Raw genomic sequence first — 19657 nt, 5'->3', positions numbered from 1 at the left:
TACAACATTACCAATTCATTTTCCATATAAAAAGACTAAACTGCAACAAAAAAGAGACCATTTTCTCAAATGATCTCTTTCCTGTCACCATAAAATATTGCGATGATCTTTACACGCATCAGCGTGACTATTATTTCTTCTTGAGATATACAATAACCTTACGATATGGCTCCTCGCCCTCGCTTCTGGTTGCTACATACTTGTCGTTCTGAAGAGTAGCATGGATTATTCTTCTCTCATAAGGATTCATTGGCTCAAGAGCAAATGATCTCTTTGATCTCTTAACCTTGAATGCTATATTCTTGGCAAGATTCTCAAGTGTCTCTTTTCTTCTTGCTCTGTAGTTCTCTGTATCGAGCTTAACTCTGATACGTGACTCGCTCTTCTTATTGATAGCAAGTGTTATAATATACTGAAGAGCATCTAGAGTCTGTCCACGCTTTCCAATCAAAATTCCCATCTCTGGTCCCTCAAGATTGATAGACAGAACATTCTCTTCCTCATCAAAATCCATCTGGATCTCTGTCTGGATATCCATAGCCTTGAACAGGCTGTCAAGGTACTCCTTAACATCGTCCAGGAATGTCTTCTTTTTTCTTGCCTTTATGATACAAGGCTTTGAACCTATACCAAGAAATCCCTTTGTCTCTTCGCTGATAACTTCATACTCAAGATCTGTACTAGGGACTCCAAGTTCAACACTGGCCTGCATAAGGGCTTCATCTTTGGTCTTACCTTTGAATTCTAAGAATTCCATTATTTATTTCCTCCCTTATCGTTGCTATTGTTCTGGTACTTAAGCATTATATTCGCCTTAGCTCCTATACTGCCTGGTTTATAGTTTACATTTTCTCTGCGGGTTACATCATCACTGTCAACATTCACTGAATGTGCAGGATTAACATAACTCTTAAGTCTTGAAGAAGCCATCTTATTTATATTCTCTGACTGACTGTTCTCTGTTGGAACGTTACCATTCTGAGCATCCATCATTCTCTCATAGAAAGATTTCTTGTCAGGGTTCTTCTTCTTTGCCTGCTTCTTGGCAGCCTTCTCGGCACACTTTGCAAGCAGCTCATCCTTGTCCTGATGATTATAATAAGCATCAACTATAAGCTGAGATATTATCATAATAACAGAACCAACTATCCAGTAAAGACCGATAGCTATAGGAAGAGTTATACAGAATATAAGTGACATGATAGGCATGTAGTACATCATACCCTTCATCATGTTGTTGGCTGTCTGCTGATTGCTATCCATGTTGTTATTCTGTGATGACTTCATGGATATCTTTGTCTGTAAGAACTGCAGGAGAGCAGAAACGATAGGAACCACCAAAGCTATTGAAAGCTTCCATCCCGGTGCATCTGCAATATTCAGTCCAAACAGGAACTGATTCATGTTGTGGAACTGGTCAACATAGCTTGTGAGAGTAGCATTGCCTGCAAGATCAAGATTACTTATCAATTTATCCCAGTCGCTCTTGGCAAACTTGTCAAGAACATCAATGATCTGGTTTCTTGTAGGATCATCTCCCATCTGCTTAAGAGCCATTGTCACAGTGCTGATCTTTGACTCTCCGGCTACATCACTTATAGCTTTGATATAATCAGTCTTTGTACTCAATATGTCCACGATCTCGCTGTACTTCTTGGTCATTGAAGGAACATACGCAGGTATGTTCTGGATAACCCTGTACAGACCATAGAATATAGGCAGCTGTATAAGCGAAGTCAGACATCCTGATGCCATGCTGACACCATATTTTTTCTGGATCTTCTGAGTTTCCTGCTGCTGCTTCATCATTGAGTCCTGATCAGTCTTGCCTTTATATTTCTTTGTTGCCTTGGCAATTTCAGGCTGGATGAAACTCATGATCTTGGTAGATCTCTGCTGTTTGAAATATAATGGGAACAGTGCACCTCTCAGTACAAATGTGAACAATATAACACACACGCTTAAATTGACATATGTGATTCCCATATGATTTCCGATAAATCCAACGAACATATATATCCAGTTGAATATCTTACCGAGAACCCAACAAACTGGTCCGAGTATCATTCCATCTTCTCTAGTTAGAAACATAATTTTCTCCTTTATGGAACTGGATCATATCCTCCTTTTGAAAAAGGATTGCATCTAAGTATCCTCCATACTGCAAGGAGACCACCTTTTAAAACTCCATACTTTTCGATAGCCTCAATTGCATACTGCGAACAAGTAGGAAAATACTTGCAGGTAGCATGTCCCTTAAGCGGTGACAAATACTTCCTGTAAAATTTGATTAAACCAATAAATATTTTTTTCATTTTTTTACCCTATGTGGCTTATCTTCTTTAACCCACACAAATGCATCAAAGCACTCTCAATGTCCTGACATTTCTTGTCCTTTGATGACGGTCTGGCTACTATCACTATGTCATAGCCAACATCAATATTTGCTCTGTTTAATCGGTAAGCTTCTCTAATCAATCTGGTTACCCTGTGTCTTACCACACTGTTACCAACTTTCTTACTAACAGAGATTCCGAGTCTGTTGTAATCCAAGCCGTTGCTTCTCAGATACATAACTAAATATTTATTGGCTACCGAATTCTTTGTGCTGTACACACTGCCAAACTCTCTGCTGTTTTTTAATGTAATCATCTTACTCATTGTGTAACCACCGAAACTTTGATTATTAGAAAAACTGTTGCTGTGACCCTATAAAAAAAGGTCACAACCATGTGACCTTACGCTGATAATTTCTTTCTTCCCTTAGCTCTTCTAGCGGCCAGTACCTTTCTGCCATTAGCAGTACTCATTCTCTTTCTAAAGCCATGAACCTTAGATCTCTGTCTCTTCTTAGGCTGGAATGTCATCTTCATTACAAAACACCTCCTTCTTTACAAATTTACTTGCCTATTATAAATAAATAGGTAATGTGAGTCAAGCCTTTTTTGCCGTTTTTCCTATATTTTATAAGGATTTCAGCCACTATTTGATAAAGGTGACGAATCGTTCTGGATTAATTAGGTGGATACATTAATATTAATCACAAAATGTTGTGGTTTCATAGATTAATCACATTTTTGTAAGCATTTAATTTTTGTTACCAGTCGCTTTACATAATGTTATCCACAATTTGTTGGTAACTTGTTGATAACTTTTTACTTTTGTGGGTTTAATTCTAAAAAACCCAGTATTTATCGCTGTTTGTGATGTTCACAAATATAAAACAGTCATTTTTTTATATTTACATAAGTTTGAAAATAATAATTATTATGAAACTTATGTAACAAAGTTATCAACATTCCATGTGGATTATACACAAATAAGATTTTTTATTAACTTTTTCATTTTTTGCCCCTTATTCTCGTTTATTTTGATTTTACCCCCAAATACGTGTACCTAACCGTATAAGCATGTAAAATCAAAATAAAGGCAATTTATCTTGTTTTTGACCTTAATATGCTTGAAATAGGGGTGCATTTATTATAAAATGTAATAGTGTTATTAATAATAGGAAGAATTATTTTTTTGAGGAAGGTTTTTTACGATGAAGGACTTAATATTAGCCAAGTGGAATGACATTTTGAATATACTTGAAAATGAACATGGAATTTCCCATATCATGATCCATACATGGATCGAACCTCTCAAGATATATTCCGTTGAGGATAACAAGGTCTATTTCACTCTGGACGAGGATTACGGACAGAGAGGCGTAGAATTTCTCAAGAGAAAATTATTTGATATATATCTTGAAACAGTTCTCAGAGAGCTCTTTCAGGACGATTCAATTCAGGTTATATTCACACTCGAGAGTCAGATGAGAAAGGATGAAAAGTCCCCTACATATTCAGAGGACTACAACGATGCCATTGCCAAGAGCAATCTCAGACCTGACTACACATTTGAGAACTTTATTGTTGGTGAGAGTAACAAGCACGCTCACGCAACATGTCTGGCAGTTGCCGATTCACCTGGACAGGACAAGTTCAATCCACTTTTCCTGTATGGAGGATCAGGACTGGGCAAGACTCATCTTATGCAGTCCATAGCCCACTATATACTCCAGCACAATAGTAATATGAAGGTTCTCTATGTGCCATCGAACAAATTCACGAATGAGATCATAGAAGCAATCTCCAAGAATAAAACTGAAGAATTCAGAAACAAATACAGAACAGTGGATGTTCTTCTGATTGATGATATCCAGTACCTGATTGGTAAGGCAAGTACGCAGCAGGAATTCTTTGACACCTTCAACGCTCTTCATGACGAAGGTAAGCAGATAATCCTGTCGTCGGATAAGCCACCAAAGGAGATCAAGACTCTGGATGAGAGATTCAGATCAAGATTTGAGTGGGGTGTTCCTATCGACATCCACGCTCCTGATTATGAGACACGTATGGCTATCCTCAAGAACAAGGCTGAGATAAAGGGACTTACCGATATCATCAGCGAGGAGATATTTGAGTATATCGCCAACAATATAACCTACAACGTACGTGAGCTTGAGGGTGCGCTCAACAAGCTCAGCGTATATTCAGAGCTCGGAGATATCAAGATCACTGAGGAACTTGCCAAGAACGTCCTCAAGGATTTCATATCCAAGGATTCCAAGGTTACCATAACACCTGAGCTCATTATCAACACGGTTTCAGAGCATACTAATATATCAGTCAGTGACATCGTATCCACGAAGAGAAGCCAGGATATAGCCACTGCCCGTCAGATATCCATGTACCTGTGCAGGAAGTACACGGACAAGGGTCTGAAGAGTATAGGAGATGCATTTGGAGGAAAGGATCACTCCACCGTGCACAGCAATATACAGAAGGTTGAAGATAAGATTGAGAAGGATCCGGAATTTGCTGAGATGGTTGACGTCATAATCAAGAAGCTTAATCCACAAAAATAGCAAGTTATCCACATTTTTATCTTATAAACTCACTTATTTGTTTATAACCTTACAAACATAACGTGATTGTATATTGTTATTTGATGTTTGTTACATGTTGTTATGTGTTTGAGAATTGTTCTTACTCCTGATGAACAGGATTTTGCCATGTTGGTAAATGGTCAGTTTATGAACAGATTAAAATTGATTAGTAACATGGACACATAATTCTCAAAGCCTTGATTTGTAAGGGCTTGATACACTTTCAACATTATCAAAAGCACTACTACTGATACTACTAATTATCTTAATATATTTATAGTTAAGCGCTCGCATTGTTTGTTGTTATTTGAAGTTATACACACATATCATATTTTGATGATCATTATATTTGGACATGAAAGGAGATCACACTTAAAATGAAAATTTCCATAAGAAAATCTAACTTACTTCAGGGTATAAATATCGTATCAAAGGCTGTCTCCAACAAGACGACCCATCCGATACTGTCTTGTATCCTGGTTGAAGCTGCAGGCGGTGTTATTAAGCTCACAGCTAATGACATGGAGATAGGAATAGAAAGTTATGTTGACGGTACTGTTATAGAGGAAGGAAAGGTTGCACTCGAGGCAAAGCTTTTCTCAGATTTCATAAGAAAGCTTCCTGACAGCGACATAACTATAGAGAGTGATAAGGACAGCAAGACACTTATCAAGTGTGAGAGACTTGAGTTCAACATACCTGGAAAGTCAGGAGAGGATTTCTCCAATCTTCCTGTTGTATCAAAGGATAAGTTCATAACCATCTCTCAGTTTGCGCTGAGAGATGTTATCAATCAGACAATATTCTCTATATCAGATAATGAGAACAATAAGCTTATGACCGGTGAGTTATTTGAGGTATCAAACAATAAGCTCAGCGTGGTTTCTCTGGATGGACACAGAATATCCATCAGATATATAGAGCTCAAGGGAGATAATTCAGACATTAAGGTTGTAGTTCCAGGAAAATCCCTCAGCGACATAAGTAAGATCATGAACGGTGGAGTTGATGATCCTGTAAATATTTATTTCACTGACAACAATATATTATTTGAGTTTGACAATACAAAGGTTGTTTCAAGACTGATAGAGGGCGAGTATTTCAGAATAAGCCATATGCTCTCAGTTGATTATCAGATCAAGATGAAGATAAACAAGAGAGAGTTCCTTGACAGTTTGGACAGAGCAACTCTTCTTATAAAGGATTCAGACAAGAAGCCTATCAGACTCAGCATTGATGACAGAACTCTCGGTCTCAAGATCAGTTCTCTCATCGGTTCTCTGAATGAGGAGATAGATATCGAGAAGGAAGGTAACAATCTTGTCATTGGATTTAATCCAAAGCTTATAATAGATGCACTCAGAGTAATTGACGATGAGAATGTAACTATTTATTTCAACAATACAAAATCTCCATGTGTTATCAAGGATGATGCAGAGACATATATCTACCTTATCCTTCCTATGGGAATCAACGAAGAGTAAGAAGGGGTGAGAATATGGAGATAATCAAGTTAAGAGATGAGTTCATAAAGCTTGGACAGGCGCTTAAGGCTGCCGGTCTGGTGGAGTCAGGAGTTGACGCAAAGGAGGTCATAGTTCAGGGACTGGTTGTGGTTAACGGTGAGATAGAGACCAGACGTGGAAGAAAGCTTTATGATGGTGATGAAGTAGAATTTGATGGTGATAAGATAAGTATTCAGAAATAATTGTGGTCGCCATCTTGCAGATGGTGAAGGTTATGTATATAGAGTCGATAGAGCTGAGTAATTACAGAAATTACAGTAATGTGAAAGTAGAATTTGGAAAAAATACGAATATCCTGTACGGCGATAACGCCCAGGGCAAGACAAATATACTTGAATCCATATACATGGCAGCGACTACGAAGTCACACAGAAAAAATACGCAGGATAAAGATATCATAAAGATAGGTGAAGACGAGAGTCATATAAGATTATTTGTCAACAAGAAAGACATATCGCACAAGATAGATATGCATCTTCGAAAGAGCAAAAATAAGGGAGTGGCGATCGATGGCATACCCATAAGGAGGGCCACGGAATTATATGGTCTTCTCAATGTCATATTCTTTTCACCTGAAGATCTGACTATCATTAAAAATGGACCAGCCGAGAGGAGAAGGTTCATGGATCTTGAATTGTGTCAGATAAGCAGATTGTATTATCAGAATCTGGCATCATATAACAGGATACTCAATCAGCGAAATAATCTGTTAAAGCAGATTTATCATAACAGAAGTCTCATGGATACACTGGATGTGTGGAATATGCAGCTTGTGGACTATGGGTCGAGGATAATAAAAGAGAGAAGAAATTTTATCGACATGATGAATGAGATAATTGGGGAGATCCACAGTCATCTCACATCGGGCAAGGAAAAGCTAGAGATAGTGTATGAGTGCAATGTCGATGAAGATAAATTCGATGAGACACTTCAGGAAAAGACTGAGATGGATATCAGATATTCAAGTACACAGTCTGGTCCACACAGAGATGATATAAGTTTTCTCATAAATGGAATAGACGCCAGAAAATATGGTTCACAGGGACAGCAGAGAACAGTTGCCCTGTCACTCAAGATGGCGGAGATAAAACTTGTAAAAAGGATAATCAATGATAATCCGATATTGCTTCTGGACGATGTCATGAGCGAGCTGGACACCAGCAGACGTGATGCATTGATAGAAGAGATAAAAGATATACAGACTATCATAACCTGTACGGGATATGATGATTTTGTTAAAGAGCAGGTAATAATCAACAATGTTTATAGCGTGGTAGAGGGAACGGCCACCAGAGTAAGAACGGAGGAAGCATGACAATGGAAAATGATAATTATGGAGCTGAACAGATACAGGTTCTGGAGGGACTGGAAGCAGTCAGAAAGAGACCTGGTATGTACATAGGAAGTACATCCTCCACTGGACTTCACCATCTTGTATACGAGATAGTTGATAATTCTGTAGATGAGGCTCTGGCAGGATATTGTACCCACATTCAGGTGTATATAAATGAGGATAACTCCATCACCGTAGTGGATGATGGACGAGGAATTCCTGTTGGAATACATAAAAAGCAGGGAATACCTGCTGTTGAGGTGGTATTTACCATACTTCATGCCGGCGGAAAGTTCGGCGGTGGAGGATATAAGGTATCCGGAGGACTTCACGGTGTTGGAGCATCAGTTGTAAATGCACTTTCAACATGGCTTGAAGTCGAGATTACCAGAGATGGCAAGGTGTACAAGCAGAGATATGAGAAGGGCAAGGTTATGTACAAGCTTCAGGTTATAGGTGAAGCACCTGAGGGAGTATCAGGAACAAAGGTTACATTCCTGCCGGATCATACAATATTTGAAGATAACATATACGATTACGATATACTGAGAAACAGACTTCGTGAGATGGCATTCCTTACAAAGGGCCTGAAGATAAGTCTTACAGATAAGAGACTTATTCCTGAGAAGGTAAGATCATTCCACTATGAGGGTGGTATAAAGGAGTTTGTAACATATCTGAACAGACACAGAGATCCTCTGTACAATGAGGTAATCTACTGTGAGGGAGTCAGAGATGGAATAAGTGTTGAGGTGGCACTTCAGCACAATGATTCATACAATGAATCCACATACAGCTTTGTAAATAACATCAACACACCTGAGGGTGGAACACATCTGACAGGATTTAAGTCAGCCATAACAAAGGTGTTCAATGATTATGCAAGAAAGAATAATATTATCAAGGAGAAGGATGACAATCTCTCGGGTGATGATCTGAGAGAGGGACTTGCAGCCATTGTATCTATCAAGATAAGTGATCCTCAGTTCGAGGGTCAGACAAAGCAGAAGCTTGGTAATTCAGAGGCAAGACCTGCAGTTGAGAGTGTTGTAACTGAGCAGCTTACATATTATCTTGAGCAGAATCCGCAGATTGCTAAGATAATTGTGAATAAAGCGGCTGTTGCACAGAGAGCCAGAATAGCTGCAAGAAAGGCAAGGGATGTTGCAAGAAAGGCAAATCTTTCAGACAACATGGCACTTCCTGGAAAGCTTGCGGATTGTTCAGACAAGGATCCAAAGAACTGTGAGATCTACATAGTCGAGGGAGATTCCGCCGGTGGTTCAGCTAAGACAGCGAGATCAAGAGCAACACAGGCCATACTTCCACTCAGAGGTAAGATCCTTAATGTTGAGAAGGCAAGAATAGACAGAATCCTTGGAAATGAAGAGATCAAAGCCATGATCACCGCATTTGGAACAGGTATCCATGAGAACTTCAATATAGAGAAGCTTAGATATAACAAGATCATCATCATGACCGATGCCGATGTGGATGGAGCTCATATAGCAACTCTTCTCCTCACATTCTTCTACAGATTCATGCCTGATCTTATTAGAAAGGGACATGTATATCTGGCACAGCCACCACTTTACAAGCTGGAGAAGAACAAGAAGGTATGGTATGCGTACAGTGATGATGAGCTGAACAGTATACTTGATGAAGTCGGAAGAGATCAGAACAACAAGATACAGCGATACAAGGGACTTGGAGAGATGGATGCAGAACAGCTCTGGGAGACAACCATGGATCCAGAAAAACGAATTCTTCTCAGAGTGGCAATTGATGATGACGATGAGTCAGAGATCGATATGACATTCAATGTACTCATGGGAGATAAGGTTGAACCACGTCGTGAGTTTATAGAGACAAATGCCAAGTATGTAAAGAATCTCGATATATAGTATATTGATTAAATAAATGTGATAAAACATAACCGATATCGAGAGAAAGGAAATCAAAAAATGGATGACGATAAGATTTTTGATAAAATAGATGAAGTTGGTCTGAAAAAAACAATGGAGCGTTCATATATAGATTATGCCATGAGCGTTATCGCTGCCAGAGCTCTTCCTGATGTAAGAGATGGTCTTAAACCTGTTCAGCGAAGAATACTTCATTCTATGATAGAACTTAACAATGGACCTGATAAGCCACACCGTAAATGTGCCCGTATCGTCGGTGATACAATGGGTAAATATCATCCACATGGAGACAGTTCAATATACGAGGCACTTGTAAAGCTGGCTCAGGAGTGGAATACCAGATATCCACTTGTGGATGGACATGGAAACTTTGGATCGGTCGACGGTGACCATGCCGCTGCCATGCGATATACAGAGGCAAGACTTTCCAAGATATCCATGGAAATGATGGCAGATATAAACAAAGATACAGTTGATTTCACACCTAACTTTGATGGTACAGAGAAAGAACCTGTGGTACTACCATCACGTTATCCTAACCTATTGGTAAATGGTACATCAGGTATCGCAGTAGGTATGGCTACCAATATTCCACCACATAATTTAAAGGAAACTATCGATGCAGCCATAAAGATCATCGATAACAGAGTGGAAGAAGGACGTGAGACAGAGATAGATGAGATCATGGACATAGTAAAGGGTCCGGATTTCCCTACAGGCGCACAGATACTGGGCAGACAGGGAATAAACGATGCATATAGAACAGGTCGAGGCAAGATAAAAGTACGTGCAATCACAGAAATCGAAACAATGACCAACGGAAAGCACCGCATTGTTGTAACCGAACTACCATATATGGTAAATAAATCCCTTCTTATAAAGAATATGGTCGATCTTGTCAAGAACAAGAGAATCGATGGAATCACAGATATAAGAGATGAGTCTTCAAGAGAGGGAATGAGAGTTGTCATTGAGCTTAGAAAGGATGTCAATGCCAACGTAATACTCAACCAGCTCTTCAAACACACACAGCTCCAGGATACATTTGGATGTATCATGCTGGCTCTGGTGGATGGAGTACCTAAGATACTCAACATCAAGGACATGCTCACATACTACCTGAAGCATCAGGAGGATGTTGTCACAAGAAGAACAAAGTATGATCTGAACAAGGCTGAGGAAAGAGCCCACATATTACAGGGTTATCTCATAGCACTGGACAACATAGATGAGGTCATCACGATCATCAGAAATTCAAAGAATGTTGGAGAGGCTAAGGCAAAGCTGATCGAAAGATTTGAACTTTCCGAGGCACAGGCCGGAGCAATCGTTGATATGAGACTCCGTGCTCTGACAGGTCTGGAAAGAGAGAAGATCGAGAACGAGTACAATGAGCTTATTGCGAAGATAGCTGAGTACAAGGAGATACTTGCAGATGAGAATAAGCTTCTCGGAGTTATCAAGACTGAGCTTGCAGCGATAGCTGACAAGTACGGTGATGAGAGAAGAACATCCATAACTGCATATTCAGATGATATAACAGATGAGGAGCTTATCAAGAGAGAAGAGATAGTTATCTCCATGACAAAGCTCGGATATATCAAGAGAATGCCAAAGGATACCTTCAAGGTACAGAACAGAGGCGGCAAGGGTATCAAGGGAATGAACACCATCGACAACGATATAATCGATGAGATATTCCTTACTAATACCCACAACTTCATAATGTTCTTCACCAATATGGGAAGAGTATACAGAATGAAGGGATACGAGATACCTGAGTCGGGACGTAATGCAAGGGGTGTTGCGATAGTCAACCTTCTTCAGCTTCTTCCTGGTGAGAAGGTAACAGCCATAATCCCTATAGCCGGATTTGACAAGAAGTATCTCATGATGGCTACAAAGAATGGTATTGTAAAGAAGACCAAGATAGAGGCATTTGAGAATATAAGAAAGACCGGTCTGGCTGCCATAACACTGAATGAGGGAGATGAACTCATAGAGGTTAAGGCAACGAGCGGTGAGAATGATGTATTCCTTGTAACTGCCAAGGGTATGTGTATCAGATTCAATGAAGAATGTGTCCGTGATACAGGACGTACATCCATGGGTGTACGTGGAATAAGATGCGACAAGGGCGATGAAGTCATAGCAATGCAGCTTGATGTTCAGGGCGATGAGATTCTCTTCGTAACCACAAAGGGTATGGGAAAGAGAACTGAACTGTCAGAATTTGCCCCTCAGATGAGAGGCGGTAAGGGTGTCAAATGTTACAGGATAACCGATAAGACCGGTGACATCGTCAGCGCAAAGGCCGTGACAAATGACCATGACATTATGATGATGACCAATGAGGGAATCATGATCAGAATGCATTGTTCAGATATAACTGTAATAGGAAGAATAACCTCAGGTGTCAAGCTTATGAATATCGGCAAGGATGGCAACACATTTGTGGCATCTGTTGCAAAGCTTGCAAGAAGTGATGAAGATGAAGAGGCAGAGGACTCAGAGAATCCAGAATCAGCAGAAAATGAAGTATCAGAGAATGTAGAGAACGATACGGAGAATGATGCCGAGAGTAATTCAGAGGAGTAATTATAATCACAAATAAAGATAGATGTACTGTGTTGTAATATGCAAGACAGTACATCTTTTTTTATGTCCATGGATGTTTACAGATTGTGTGCAAATAGCCGTTATGATATACTTATCTTGGATTACACATTGGGAGAAAATAATCCTGAACGCAGGATTTTGAAGGTTATTATAAAGAGATTGGAATTATGGGAAAATACAACAAAATTATTGGGGGTAAAAGGCATGACGGCGAATGTGATACAGGTGGTGGCATCGGCGGCTACAACGGCTGCATCTACGGTTACAGAGGCAACAACGGAAGGAAAACTGGACAAGATATTCCAGAGCTCCGAGAAGGCGTCTGAACTTTCTTACAGTATAATGAACATCATATATATATTGGCGGCGATGATCATAGTTGTTGCGATATTTACAGTGGTGTTATACATATACAAATTCATCATGAACAGGAGAGATCCAAACTACAAAAAGAACGATGATACGTTCCTGGATGATTAAAAAAAATTTATAAAATGGCGGTGAAGAGATGAGAGTTATTGCAGCAGAAGAGATTACCAAAAATGTAAGGGAGATGTGCATCGAAGCAAATGTAAATCTGTCTGAGGATATGGAGAAGGCAATCAGGGATTCAGTAGAATCTGAGGACAGTCCGCTCGGAAAACAGATACTTGGACAGTTATGTGAGAATCTGGATATAGCAAAGGAGAATGATATTCCTATCTGTCAGGATACGGGAATGGCTGTTTTCTTTGTGAATGTTGGACAGGATGTACATATAGAAGGAATGAACATAACTGATGCCATAAACGAAGGTGTGAGACAGGGATACACTGACGGATACCTGAGAAAATCAGTGGTAAAGGATCCTCTTATCAGAGAAAATACAAAGGATAATACCCCGGCGATTATACATTATGATATAGTTCCGGGAGATAAAATAGAGATAACTATAGCTCCAAAGGGATTTGGAAGCGAGAATATGAGCAAGGTGTACATGCTCAAGCCGGCAGATGGAGAAGAGGGCGTGAAGGCTGCTGTTCTTCAGGCTGTAAAGGATGCCGGACCAAATGCATGTCCTCCCGTATTCGTAGGTGTGGGTCTTGGAGGAGACTTTGAGCTTGCTGCGAAGCTTGCAAAGAGGGCTCTTACAAGAAAGGTAGGAGTTCACTCAGACAGAGAGCATATAGCAAGGATAGAGAGTGAGCTTCTGGAGATGATCAACAACACTGGAATAGGACCTGGCGGTCTTGGAGGAAAGACCACGGCACTGGCTGTGAACATAGAGACATATGCCACTCACATAGCCGGAATGCCATTGGCAGTTAATATGTGCTGTCATGTGAACAGACACGTTACGAGAGTATTATAGGAGGAGGTTAGGTTCATCATGGATAGACATATAAAGGCACCATTTGACAGAGAAGAGGTAAAGACCCTCAAGGCAGGGGATTATGTATATATAGATGGAATAGTGTACAGTGCCAGGGATGCCGCACACAAGAGAATGTATGATGCCATCATGGAATCAGGATGCGTGGACGCCAGTGGAACTGAGTTATACGAGAAGGGCATAGTTCCTATAGACCTTAACGGCAATGTGATATATTATCTCGGACCGACACCGGCAAAACCTGGACAGGTCATAGGCTCGGCGGGACCGACAACCAGCAGCAGAATGGACAAATACACTCCACTCATTCTCAGCAAGGGTCTGTGTGGAATGATAGGAAAGGGAAAGAGAAGCCAGGAGGTTATACAGGCAATAATAGACAACAAGGCTGTGTATCTGGCAGCCGTTGGCGGTGCAGGAGCGCTTCTCTCCAAATGTATCAAGAAATCCGAGGTGATCGCGTACGATGATCTCGGAACAGAGGCTATAAGGAAGATGACAGTGGAGAATTTCCCAGCTATTGTGGTTATAGATTCAGAGGGACACAACCTGTATGAAACAGCGGTAAAGGATTATCTTGAGCAGAATAAATAATACAGGAATAAAATAAAAAGTATACAGAATCTCAACAATGAATTAGCAAAAATGCACAAAATAATTGTTGAATATTACAGTCACAATAATGTTGACTAAAATATATTAAACTTGTATAATTTTAATATGAGTTAGTCTCATATTAAATTAATTGTTGTATTAACAAGGGAAAGAAGAAAAAGAAGAGATTTAATGAGAAGAGAAAAAGTTTTCAACAGATCGTTATTGATCCTTGCAATCATGTCAATCATGCTCTTTGCAATGACAATAACAGCATCGGCAGCATCAGGAAGAGCAGTAACAAATCTTCAGCAGACAGATGATACCAAGACAGGTGTCACAGTTCAGTGGAGCGGTAATTATGGAGAGGAATACTTAGTGTATTTATCCCAGGATAGATCTTCAGGATATCAGGCATTAAGTTCTTATACTTCAACATCAAATAAGAAGTATATTTACAATCTTCAGGCCGGCAGAGCATACTATGTAATAGTTCAGACATATGTCAACAAGCAGCTTGTTGGACAGTCAGATCCTCTTCAGGTCATAACAACTCCTGAGAGCGTAGATTACAAGTCAATAAAGCAGACTTCAGGCACAAAGAATAAGATCGGTTTACAGTGGAACAGAGTTTCAGGTGTAACAGGATATGTAGTTGCCAAGATCAGCGGTTCAAAGGTTGAGGCTCAGTATAATGTTACTACAAACAAGGCAACTGTACCTGCAAAGGCCGGAACACATTATAGTGGATATTATGTATATTCATATAAGAGATCAGAGTCAAACTACATAGCACTTGGTTATGGACAGTCAACAGGTACACTCTACTCAGCACCTGTTAACCCACAGTATGTTGCCGATGCAAAGGCAGGAACTCTTATATGGAGTCCAGCTAAGAGTGGAAATGTAATAACAATCGGATGGAAGGCAAATCCAAACTATGACTATCCTACAGGATATCAGGTTCAGATCTACTCTCTCAACGGAAAGACCAGATTATACACAACAAAGGCTACAACAAAGACCAGAGTTAAGATCAACAACGCAAAGGTTCGTAAGGCAATCAACAACAAGGGATTCAAGGTAAGAATCCGTGCATACAAAGAGGCAAATGGTGGTGCTAAGTGCTGGAGCGATTGGTCAGCATTCAAGACAATCATACCTCAGGCATGTGTAAAGAAGAGTAATGTAACTTCTGTAAGCAGCACTGCTGCAAAGGTTAAATGGAAGAAAGTAGCAAATACAAAGTATTATCTTGTATACTATACAAAGAATCCATACGCTTCAAATGCAAAATGGATAAAGAAAAAGGTAAGTGCTAAGAGCAGCTCTTATACAATAAGAGGTCTTAAGGCATATTCTACATTTGGAGTATATGTTATCCCTGTTGTCAAGGTAAGAGGAAAGACCTACAGAGGACAGGCTTGTGAGTATATAAGATGCAGTTACTACTATAGATAAGATAGTAAGAAACATCTACAAAACGATAAGAGGGCGGATACAAAAAAGTATCCGCCTTTTTGTCGATTTTTGGCTTATTATTTTCTTGTAAAAACTCCTTGACATTCACTGCCAGGTTTGGTATTATAAACAAGCGTCAAAAATTAAATACTCTTTGGTAGGAGATTTTTATTTAGGCATTTTGCAGAAGTACTCAAGTGGCTGAAGAGGCGCCCCTGCTAAGGGTGTAGGCCGTTTGCGCGGCGCGAGGGTTCAAATCCCTCCTTCTGCGTTTCCTTTTTGGAGATGCTTATGACGTTATTCCTCGATAGCTCAATGGTAGAGCACTCGGCTGTTAACCGAGGGGTTGTAGGTTCGAGCCCTACTCGGGGAGCTTTAATTAAATAATATGGTGCGATAGCCAAGTGGTAAGGCCCCGGTCTGCAACACCGTCATCGCCGGTTCAAATCCGGCTCGCACCTCTCAAGCGGAAGATATATGTAATATATATCTTCCTTTTTTTGTAACCTTGAATATGCTTTTTTTGTCTGTTATACTGTAGAGGTATATTGGCTATTGAAATAGTAGGAGGTGGGGTATGACTCAAATTTTAAAAGATTCAATAAAAATTGAATACAAACTTGATCAGGTTACTCCTATTAGCAAATATGAAATGAATGCCTATAATGTGCCTTTTGCAGGCAACACAAGCATGTGCAGGGAAGTGTTTGTTAAGGGGGAAAGAAAACTCGAATTCTCAATAGATGGGGATATGAGTCTTAGTAAGATAATGCAGAAACCGGTTTTCAGGGATGAACTGGTGGAATACATATTCAGCATAAGCAAGCAGCTTGTGTCAGTCATACAGAATGGACTAGCACCCGAGAAGGTAGTGTGGGATACGAATTATATGTATGTGAGATTTAGTGACTTCTCCATACAGCTTCTGTATCTTCCATTTGAAAGCAAATTTGACAAGAAGGACATTGGGGAGTTCGTGAAGAGCATCTTGTCAGGATTTGTCTATGCACACACACCAGCCATAGAATGTGCTAACCAGATAGTTGATTATTTCAACGATCACAGGGAGTTTGATGCATTTCATTTCAATGAATTCGTGTCAGATCTCAGAGCATCAAGTCAGCTCCTTATAATACAGGGTGAAAAGGGCAAGAGTAAGGTACTCACTTCAAATGACAATAATAAAGAGCTTGCAATCCACAAAGCCGAGGAGGCAGCCAGAAAGGCTGAAGAGGCAAGAATGCAGGCCGAGAATGAGGTAAAGAGACAGATAGAGGAAGCAAAGTATCAGGCGGAAGTTGCCAGACAGGCAGAGGAGACCCGTATGAAGGCCGAGGCGGCAAGGGTCGAAGCCGAGATATGGAGACAGAAGGTCACTGCTGAGGCAAAGGATTATGAGCAGACAGCGGTACTCACAGCTCAGGATATGTACTCATATCAGGGCAATTCCGATGACAGTGAGAGGCTTAAGGCTGAAGAAATGTTCAGGAATGCCGAGGAGGAGCGAATCAGGGCAGAGAAGGTTTCATCGCAGTATGCAGATGAGATAAGACGTGCCAGAGAGCAGGAGATGCATGCTGAGGAGGCTAGAATGCAGGCAGAATTTGCAGCCCGCAAGAATGCTGAGGAGGCTAAGAGACAGGCAGGCCTTGCAAAGCTCAAGGCGGAGGAAGCCAAGAGACTTAGCGAGCAGCCGGATGAGGAGCCACCTACAACACTGTTCAGCAACAGAACACTTGTCACAGGCAGCAAGCCGACCCTCACCAGAAAGACTACGGGTGAGAGCGTTCAGATTAATAAACAGGTATTCTGTATTGGCAAGGCTGATCAGGGTGTTGACTATAAGGTAACAGGAAACAAGTCTATAAGTAGAAGACACGCCTATATCACCAGTATCAATGGAACACATTATCTGAGAGATAACAACTCAACAAACCATACATTCCTGAACGGAACTCAGGTGTACAGCAATGTTGATGTGGCTATCCCTGATAACAGTGTGATAAGGCTTTCAAACGAGGAGTTCATATTCAGGATAAATTCTTAAATATGGAGTTCGATAAATGTAATAAATCAGGTTGATCCGTAAGGGATGTGTCAAGTTTTCTATGAAAACTTGACATGTAGCTCCAGCCATTTGCCGAAGGCAAATTTTGAATGGCTGGAGTTCAAGATGGAGGAAGAGATATGTATTGTGATAATTGTGGTTGTGAATTGGGGGAGAACGTAAGAAAGTGTCCTGTCTGTGGAAAAGAATTTCCTTTGATAGAGCCGGAAGTTGACGACAGCACAACTGTGCTTACAAGTGAGCCGGATGTCGATGAGGACGATGACAGCACAACTGTCCTGACAGGCGGAACACAGGGCATGCCTCAGATGATGCAGCAGCCACAGGGTAATCCTGTGCCACCGCAGCAGCCTCAGATGGGAATGCCACAACCTCAGATAATGCCACAGGAAGGCGCCGATATAATGATAAAGAAAAAGGGCGAGAAGAAGGGTATGAGCAAGGGTGCAAAGGCCGCACTCATAGCTATACCAGTGGTTATCGTCATCGCTATAGGCGTCCTTGCATTTATATTTGTTCCAAAGTTTAGAAAGTATAACGAGGCCAACGACCTCATGGACCAGGGAAAGGTTGAAGAGGCCGTGACACTGTATAAGGATCTTGGAAAATTCAAGGATTCCTATAAAAAGGCAAACGGAGACGCTTATTATGAGTATGCCGAGGGTCTTGAAAAAGAAGGCAAGAACCTTGAGGCGGCTGAATATTATAAGAAGTCAGGCAACAGCAGAAAGGCTGCAGAGAACTACAGCAAGTCATCTGACGGTGACGAGGAGAGTTTCAGCAGCGATGACGCATTTGATAAGGCTTATCAGTGTTATTACAATGCGGGAATGGATCAGATGAATGCGGCATCCTACGATGCAGCCATAGATGCATTCAACAATGCAGGCTCATACAAGGATGCATCGGACAAGGTTATCGAGTGTACATATAAGAAGGCGGAGGCACTTATAACAGCCAAGAAGTACGATGACGCCATCAGTATTCTGTCAACCATAGAGGAGTACAGCGATTCCCAGACTCTTCTTGCAAAGTGCTATTACAACAAGGCATCAGAGCTGCTCGACAGCGGCAAATATGACGATGCGTATGATATGTACATGAAGTCAGAATTTAATGACTACAAGAACAAGGCCAGTGAGTGTACATACAAGAAGGCAGAGCAGTATTACAAGAACAAGGATTACGAGAATGCCATCAAGAGCTATGATAAGGTGGACAAGGATTACAAGGACTGTGTAGCTGAGAAAGACAAGTGTTATCAGGCACTTGGAGCCCAGGCATACAAGGACAAGGAATACAAGAAGTCAGTTGATTACTATGAGAAGGTAGTCAAGACTGATGTGTCCAAGAAGATAGCAAATGGAAAGCTTGCATTTGCAAATGCAAATAAGAACGCAGCCAATGAGACTACAATGACATATCTCGGAGAACTCAGATACGACGGCAACGAGAAGGCTCAGAAGCTGTATTCAGAGCTTGTGAAGTGGAATATAGAATCATTTGTAAACAGCAGTGAAAAAGATCTTGATAAGGGATCTAACAGCATCAAGACAAAGGATGGATCAGATATATATATTCATACGTCATTTGGATTTGACGGTGATGACTCTATGAAGATATCGGGATACGTTGTGTATGCGGATGGAAACAAGTCTGACGTCATAACATTCTCAGATCCTGTGGTTGACGGCTGGTCAACATGGGTCAAGATATCAGGTGACAGTGCACCTAAGGGTGTAACATATCTGTATCTTCAGAACGAGACGACCAAGAAGATCATAGAGGTATATCCGTTCACAATAAAGTAAAGAGACAGGGTGATA

17 protein-coding genes and 3 tRNA genes are annotated in these 19657 nt (G+C 40.6%); 15 read left to right on the top strand and 5 right to left on the bottom strand.

The genetic code is table 11. From position 1 onward, the window contains the following. Positions 1 to 130 precede the first annotated feature (130 nt). The 5 genes from jag to rpmH all read right to left on the bottom strand — a co-directional run bounded on the left by jag (position 131) and on the right by rpmH (position 2873). Entirely contained in the window at positions 131 to 757 is a 627-nt protein-coding gene (jag, locus tag ABUA31_RS07340) for an RNA-binding cell elongation regulator Jag/EloR (RefSeq protein WP_022217387.1), read from the bottom strand. Further along, positions 757 to 2091: a YidC/Oxa1 family membrane protein insertase gene (locus ABUA31_RS07335; RefSeq protein ID WP_349819006.1), complete on the bottom strand. Its 1335-nt coding sequence runs from the start codon at positions 2089 to 2091 to the stop codon at positions 757 to 759. The genes jag and ABUA31_RS07335 overlap by 1 nt, the downstream gene beginning before the upstream one ends. Positions 2092 to 2102: 11 nt before the next feature. Next, positions 2103 to 2315, bottom strand: a complete 213-nt coding sequence (gene yidD, locus ABUA31_RS07330) for a membrane protein insertion efficiency factor YidD (protein WP_022217385.1) — start codon at positions 2313 to 2315, stop codon at positions 2103 to 2105. A gap of 4 nt (positions 2316 to 2319) precedes the next feature. Beyond that, a complete protein-coding gene (gene rnpA / locus ABUA31_RS07325) occupies positions 2320 to 2661 on the bottom strand; it encodes a ribonuclease P protein component (RefSeq protein WP_022217384.1) in 342 nt (113 codons plus the stop codon). 77 nt (positions 2662 to 2738) lie between these two features. Continuing rightward, positions 2739 to 2873 carry a 50S ribosomal protein L34 gene (rpmH, locus tag ABUA31_RS07320; RefSeq protein WP_004852723.1) on the bottom strand — a complete coding sequence of 45 codons (135 nt, stop codon included), beginning with the start codon at positions 2871 to 2873 and terminating at the stop codon, positions 2739 to 2741. Positions 2874 to 3544: 671 nt separating this feature from the next. On the opposite strand from rpmH, the gene dnaA reads away from it, so the two are divergent. The 15 genes from dnaA (at position 3545) to ABUA31_RS07245 (ending at position 19642) form a co-directional block, all read left to right on the top strand. Further along, positions 3545 to 4912: a chromosomal replication initiator protein DnaA gene (gene dnaA, locus ABUA31_RS07315; protein WP_022217383.1), complete on the top strand. Its 1368-nt coding sequence runs from the start codon at positions 3545 to 3547 to the stop codon at positions 4910 to 4912. A 398-nt stretch (positions 4913 to 5310) separates the two neighbouring features. After that, positions 5311 to 6417, top strand: coding sequence for a DNA polymerase III subunit beta (gene dnaN, locus ABUA31_RS07310; RefSeq protein WP_349819991.1), 1107 nt, complete (start codon positions 5311 to 5313; stop codon positions 6415 to 6417). Positions 6418 to 6431: 14 nt separating this feature from the next. Further along, positions 6432 to 6641, top strand: a complete 210-nt coding sequence (locus tag ABUA31_RS07305; RefSeq protein ID WP_015534430.1) for an RNA-binding S4 domain-containing protein — start codon at positions 6432 to 6434, stop codon at positions 6639 to 6641. Positions 6642 to 6673: 32 nt separating this feature from the next. Beyond that, positions 6674 to 7774 carry a DNA replication/repair protein RecF gene (gene recF / locus ABUA31_RS07300; protein WP_055145954.1) on the top strand — a complete coding sequence of 367 codons (1101 nt, stop codon included), beginning with the start codon at positions 6674 to 6676 and terminating at the stop codon, positions 7772 to 7774. Between the two features lie 2 nt (positions 7775 to 7776). After that, entirely contained in the window at positions 7777 to 9696 is a 1920-nt protein-coding gene (gyrB, locus tag ABUA31_RS07295) for a DNA topoisomerase (ATP-hydrolyzing) subunit B (RefSeq protein WP_015534431.1), read from the top strand. A gap of 60 nt (positions 9697 to 9756) precedes the next feature. Next, entirely contained in the window at positions 9757 to 12315 is a 2559-nt protein-coding gene (gene gyrA, locus ABUA31_RS07290) for a DNA gyrase subunit A (RefSeq protein ID WP_349819092.1), read from the top strand. A 225-nt stretch (positions 12316 to 12540) separates the two neighbouring features. Continuing rightward, complete coding sequence (locus ABUA31_RS07285) at positions 12541 to 12816, top strand: hypothetical protein (protein WP_015534433.1); 276 nt, start codon at positions 12541 to 12543, stop codon at positions 12814 to 12816. 28 nt (positions 12817 to 12844) lie between these two features. Then, positions 12845 to 13687, top strand: coding sequence for a fumarate hydratase (locus ABUA31_RS07280; protein WP_349819091.1), 843 nt, complete (start codon positions 12845 to 12847; stop codon positions 13685 to 13687). An 18-nt stretch (positions 13688 to 13705) separates the two neighbouring features. Then, the gene (locus ABUA31_RS07275; RefSeq protein ID WP_015534435.1) at positions 13706 to 14302 is read left to right on the top strand and encodes a Fe-S-containing hydro-lyase; all 597 of its coding nucleotides are present in this window, start codon (positions 13706 to 13708) and stop codon (positions 14300 to 14302) included. A gap of 192 nt (positions 14303 to 14494) precedes the next feature. Further along, complete coding sequence (locus ABUA31_RS07270) at positions 14495 to 15763, top strand: fibronectin type III domain-containing protein (RefSeq protein WP_015534436.1); 1269 nt, start codon at positions 14495 to 14497, stop codon at positions 15761 to 15763. 183 nt (positions 15764 to 15946) lie between these two features. Continuing rightward, positions 15947 to 16034: transfer RNA gene (locus ABUA31_RS07265), tRNA-Ser, on the top strand. Positions 16035 to 16064: 30 nt separating this feature from the next. Further along, a tRNA-Asn gene (locus ABUA31_RS07260) sits at positions 16065 to 16136 on the top strand. A 17-nt stretch (positions 16137 to 16153) separates the two neighbouring features. After that, positions 16154 to 16224: transfer RNA gene (locus tag ABUA31_RS07255), tRNA-Cys, on the top strand. Between the two features lie 116 nt (positions 16225 to 16340). Beyond that, entirely contained in the window at positions 16341 to 17810 is a 1470-nt protein-coding gene (locus ABUA31_RS07250) for a DUF6382 and FHA domain-containing protein (protein ID WP_055222369.1), read from the top strand. A 140-nt stretch (positions 17811 to 17950) separates the two neighbouring features. Next, positions 17951 to 19642 carry a hypothetical protein gene (locus ABUA31_RS07245; RefSeq protein ID WP_022217378.1) on the top strand — a complete coding sequence of 564 codons (1692 nt, stop codon included), beginning with the start codon at positions 17951 to 17953 and terminating at the stop codon, positions 19640 to 19642. The last annotated feature ends 15 nt before the right edge of the window (positions 19643 to 19657 follow it).

It is taken from the genome of Coprococcus sp. RTP31081st1_H1_RTP31081_211007 (genome assembly GCF_040227275.1).
In the GTDB taxonomy this organism is placed as follows: Bacteria; Bacillota; Clostridia; order Lachnospirales; family Lachnospiraceae; genus Coprococcus; species Coprococcus aceti.
The sequence above is the reverse complement of the archived record's forward strand: the minus strand, read 5'-3'. Positions and strand labels throughout refer to the sequence as shown.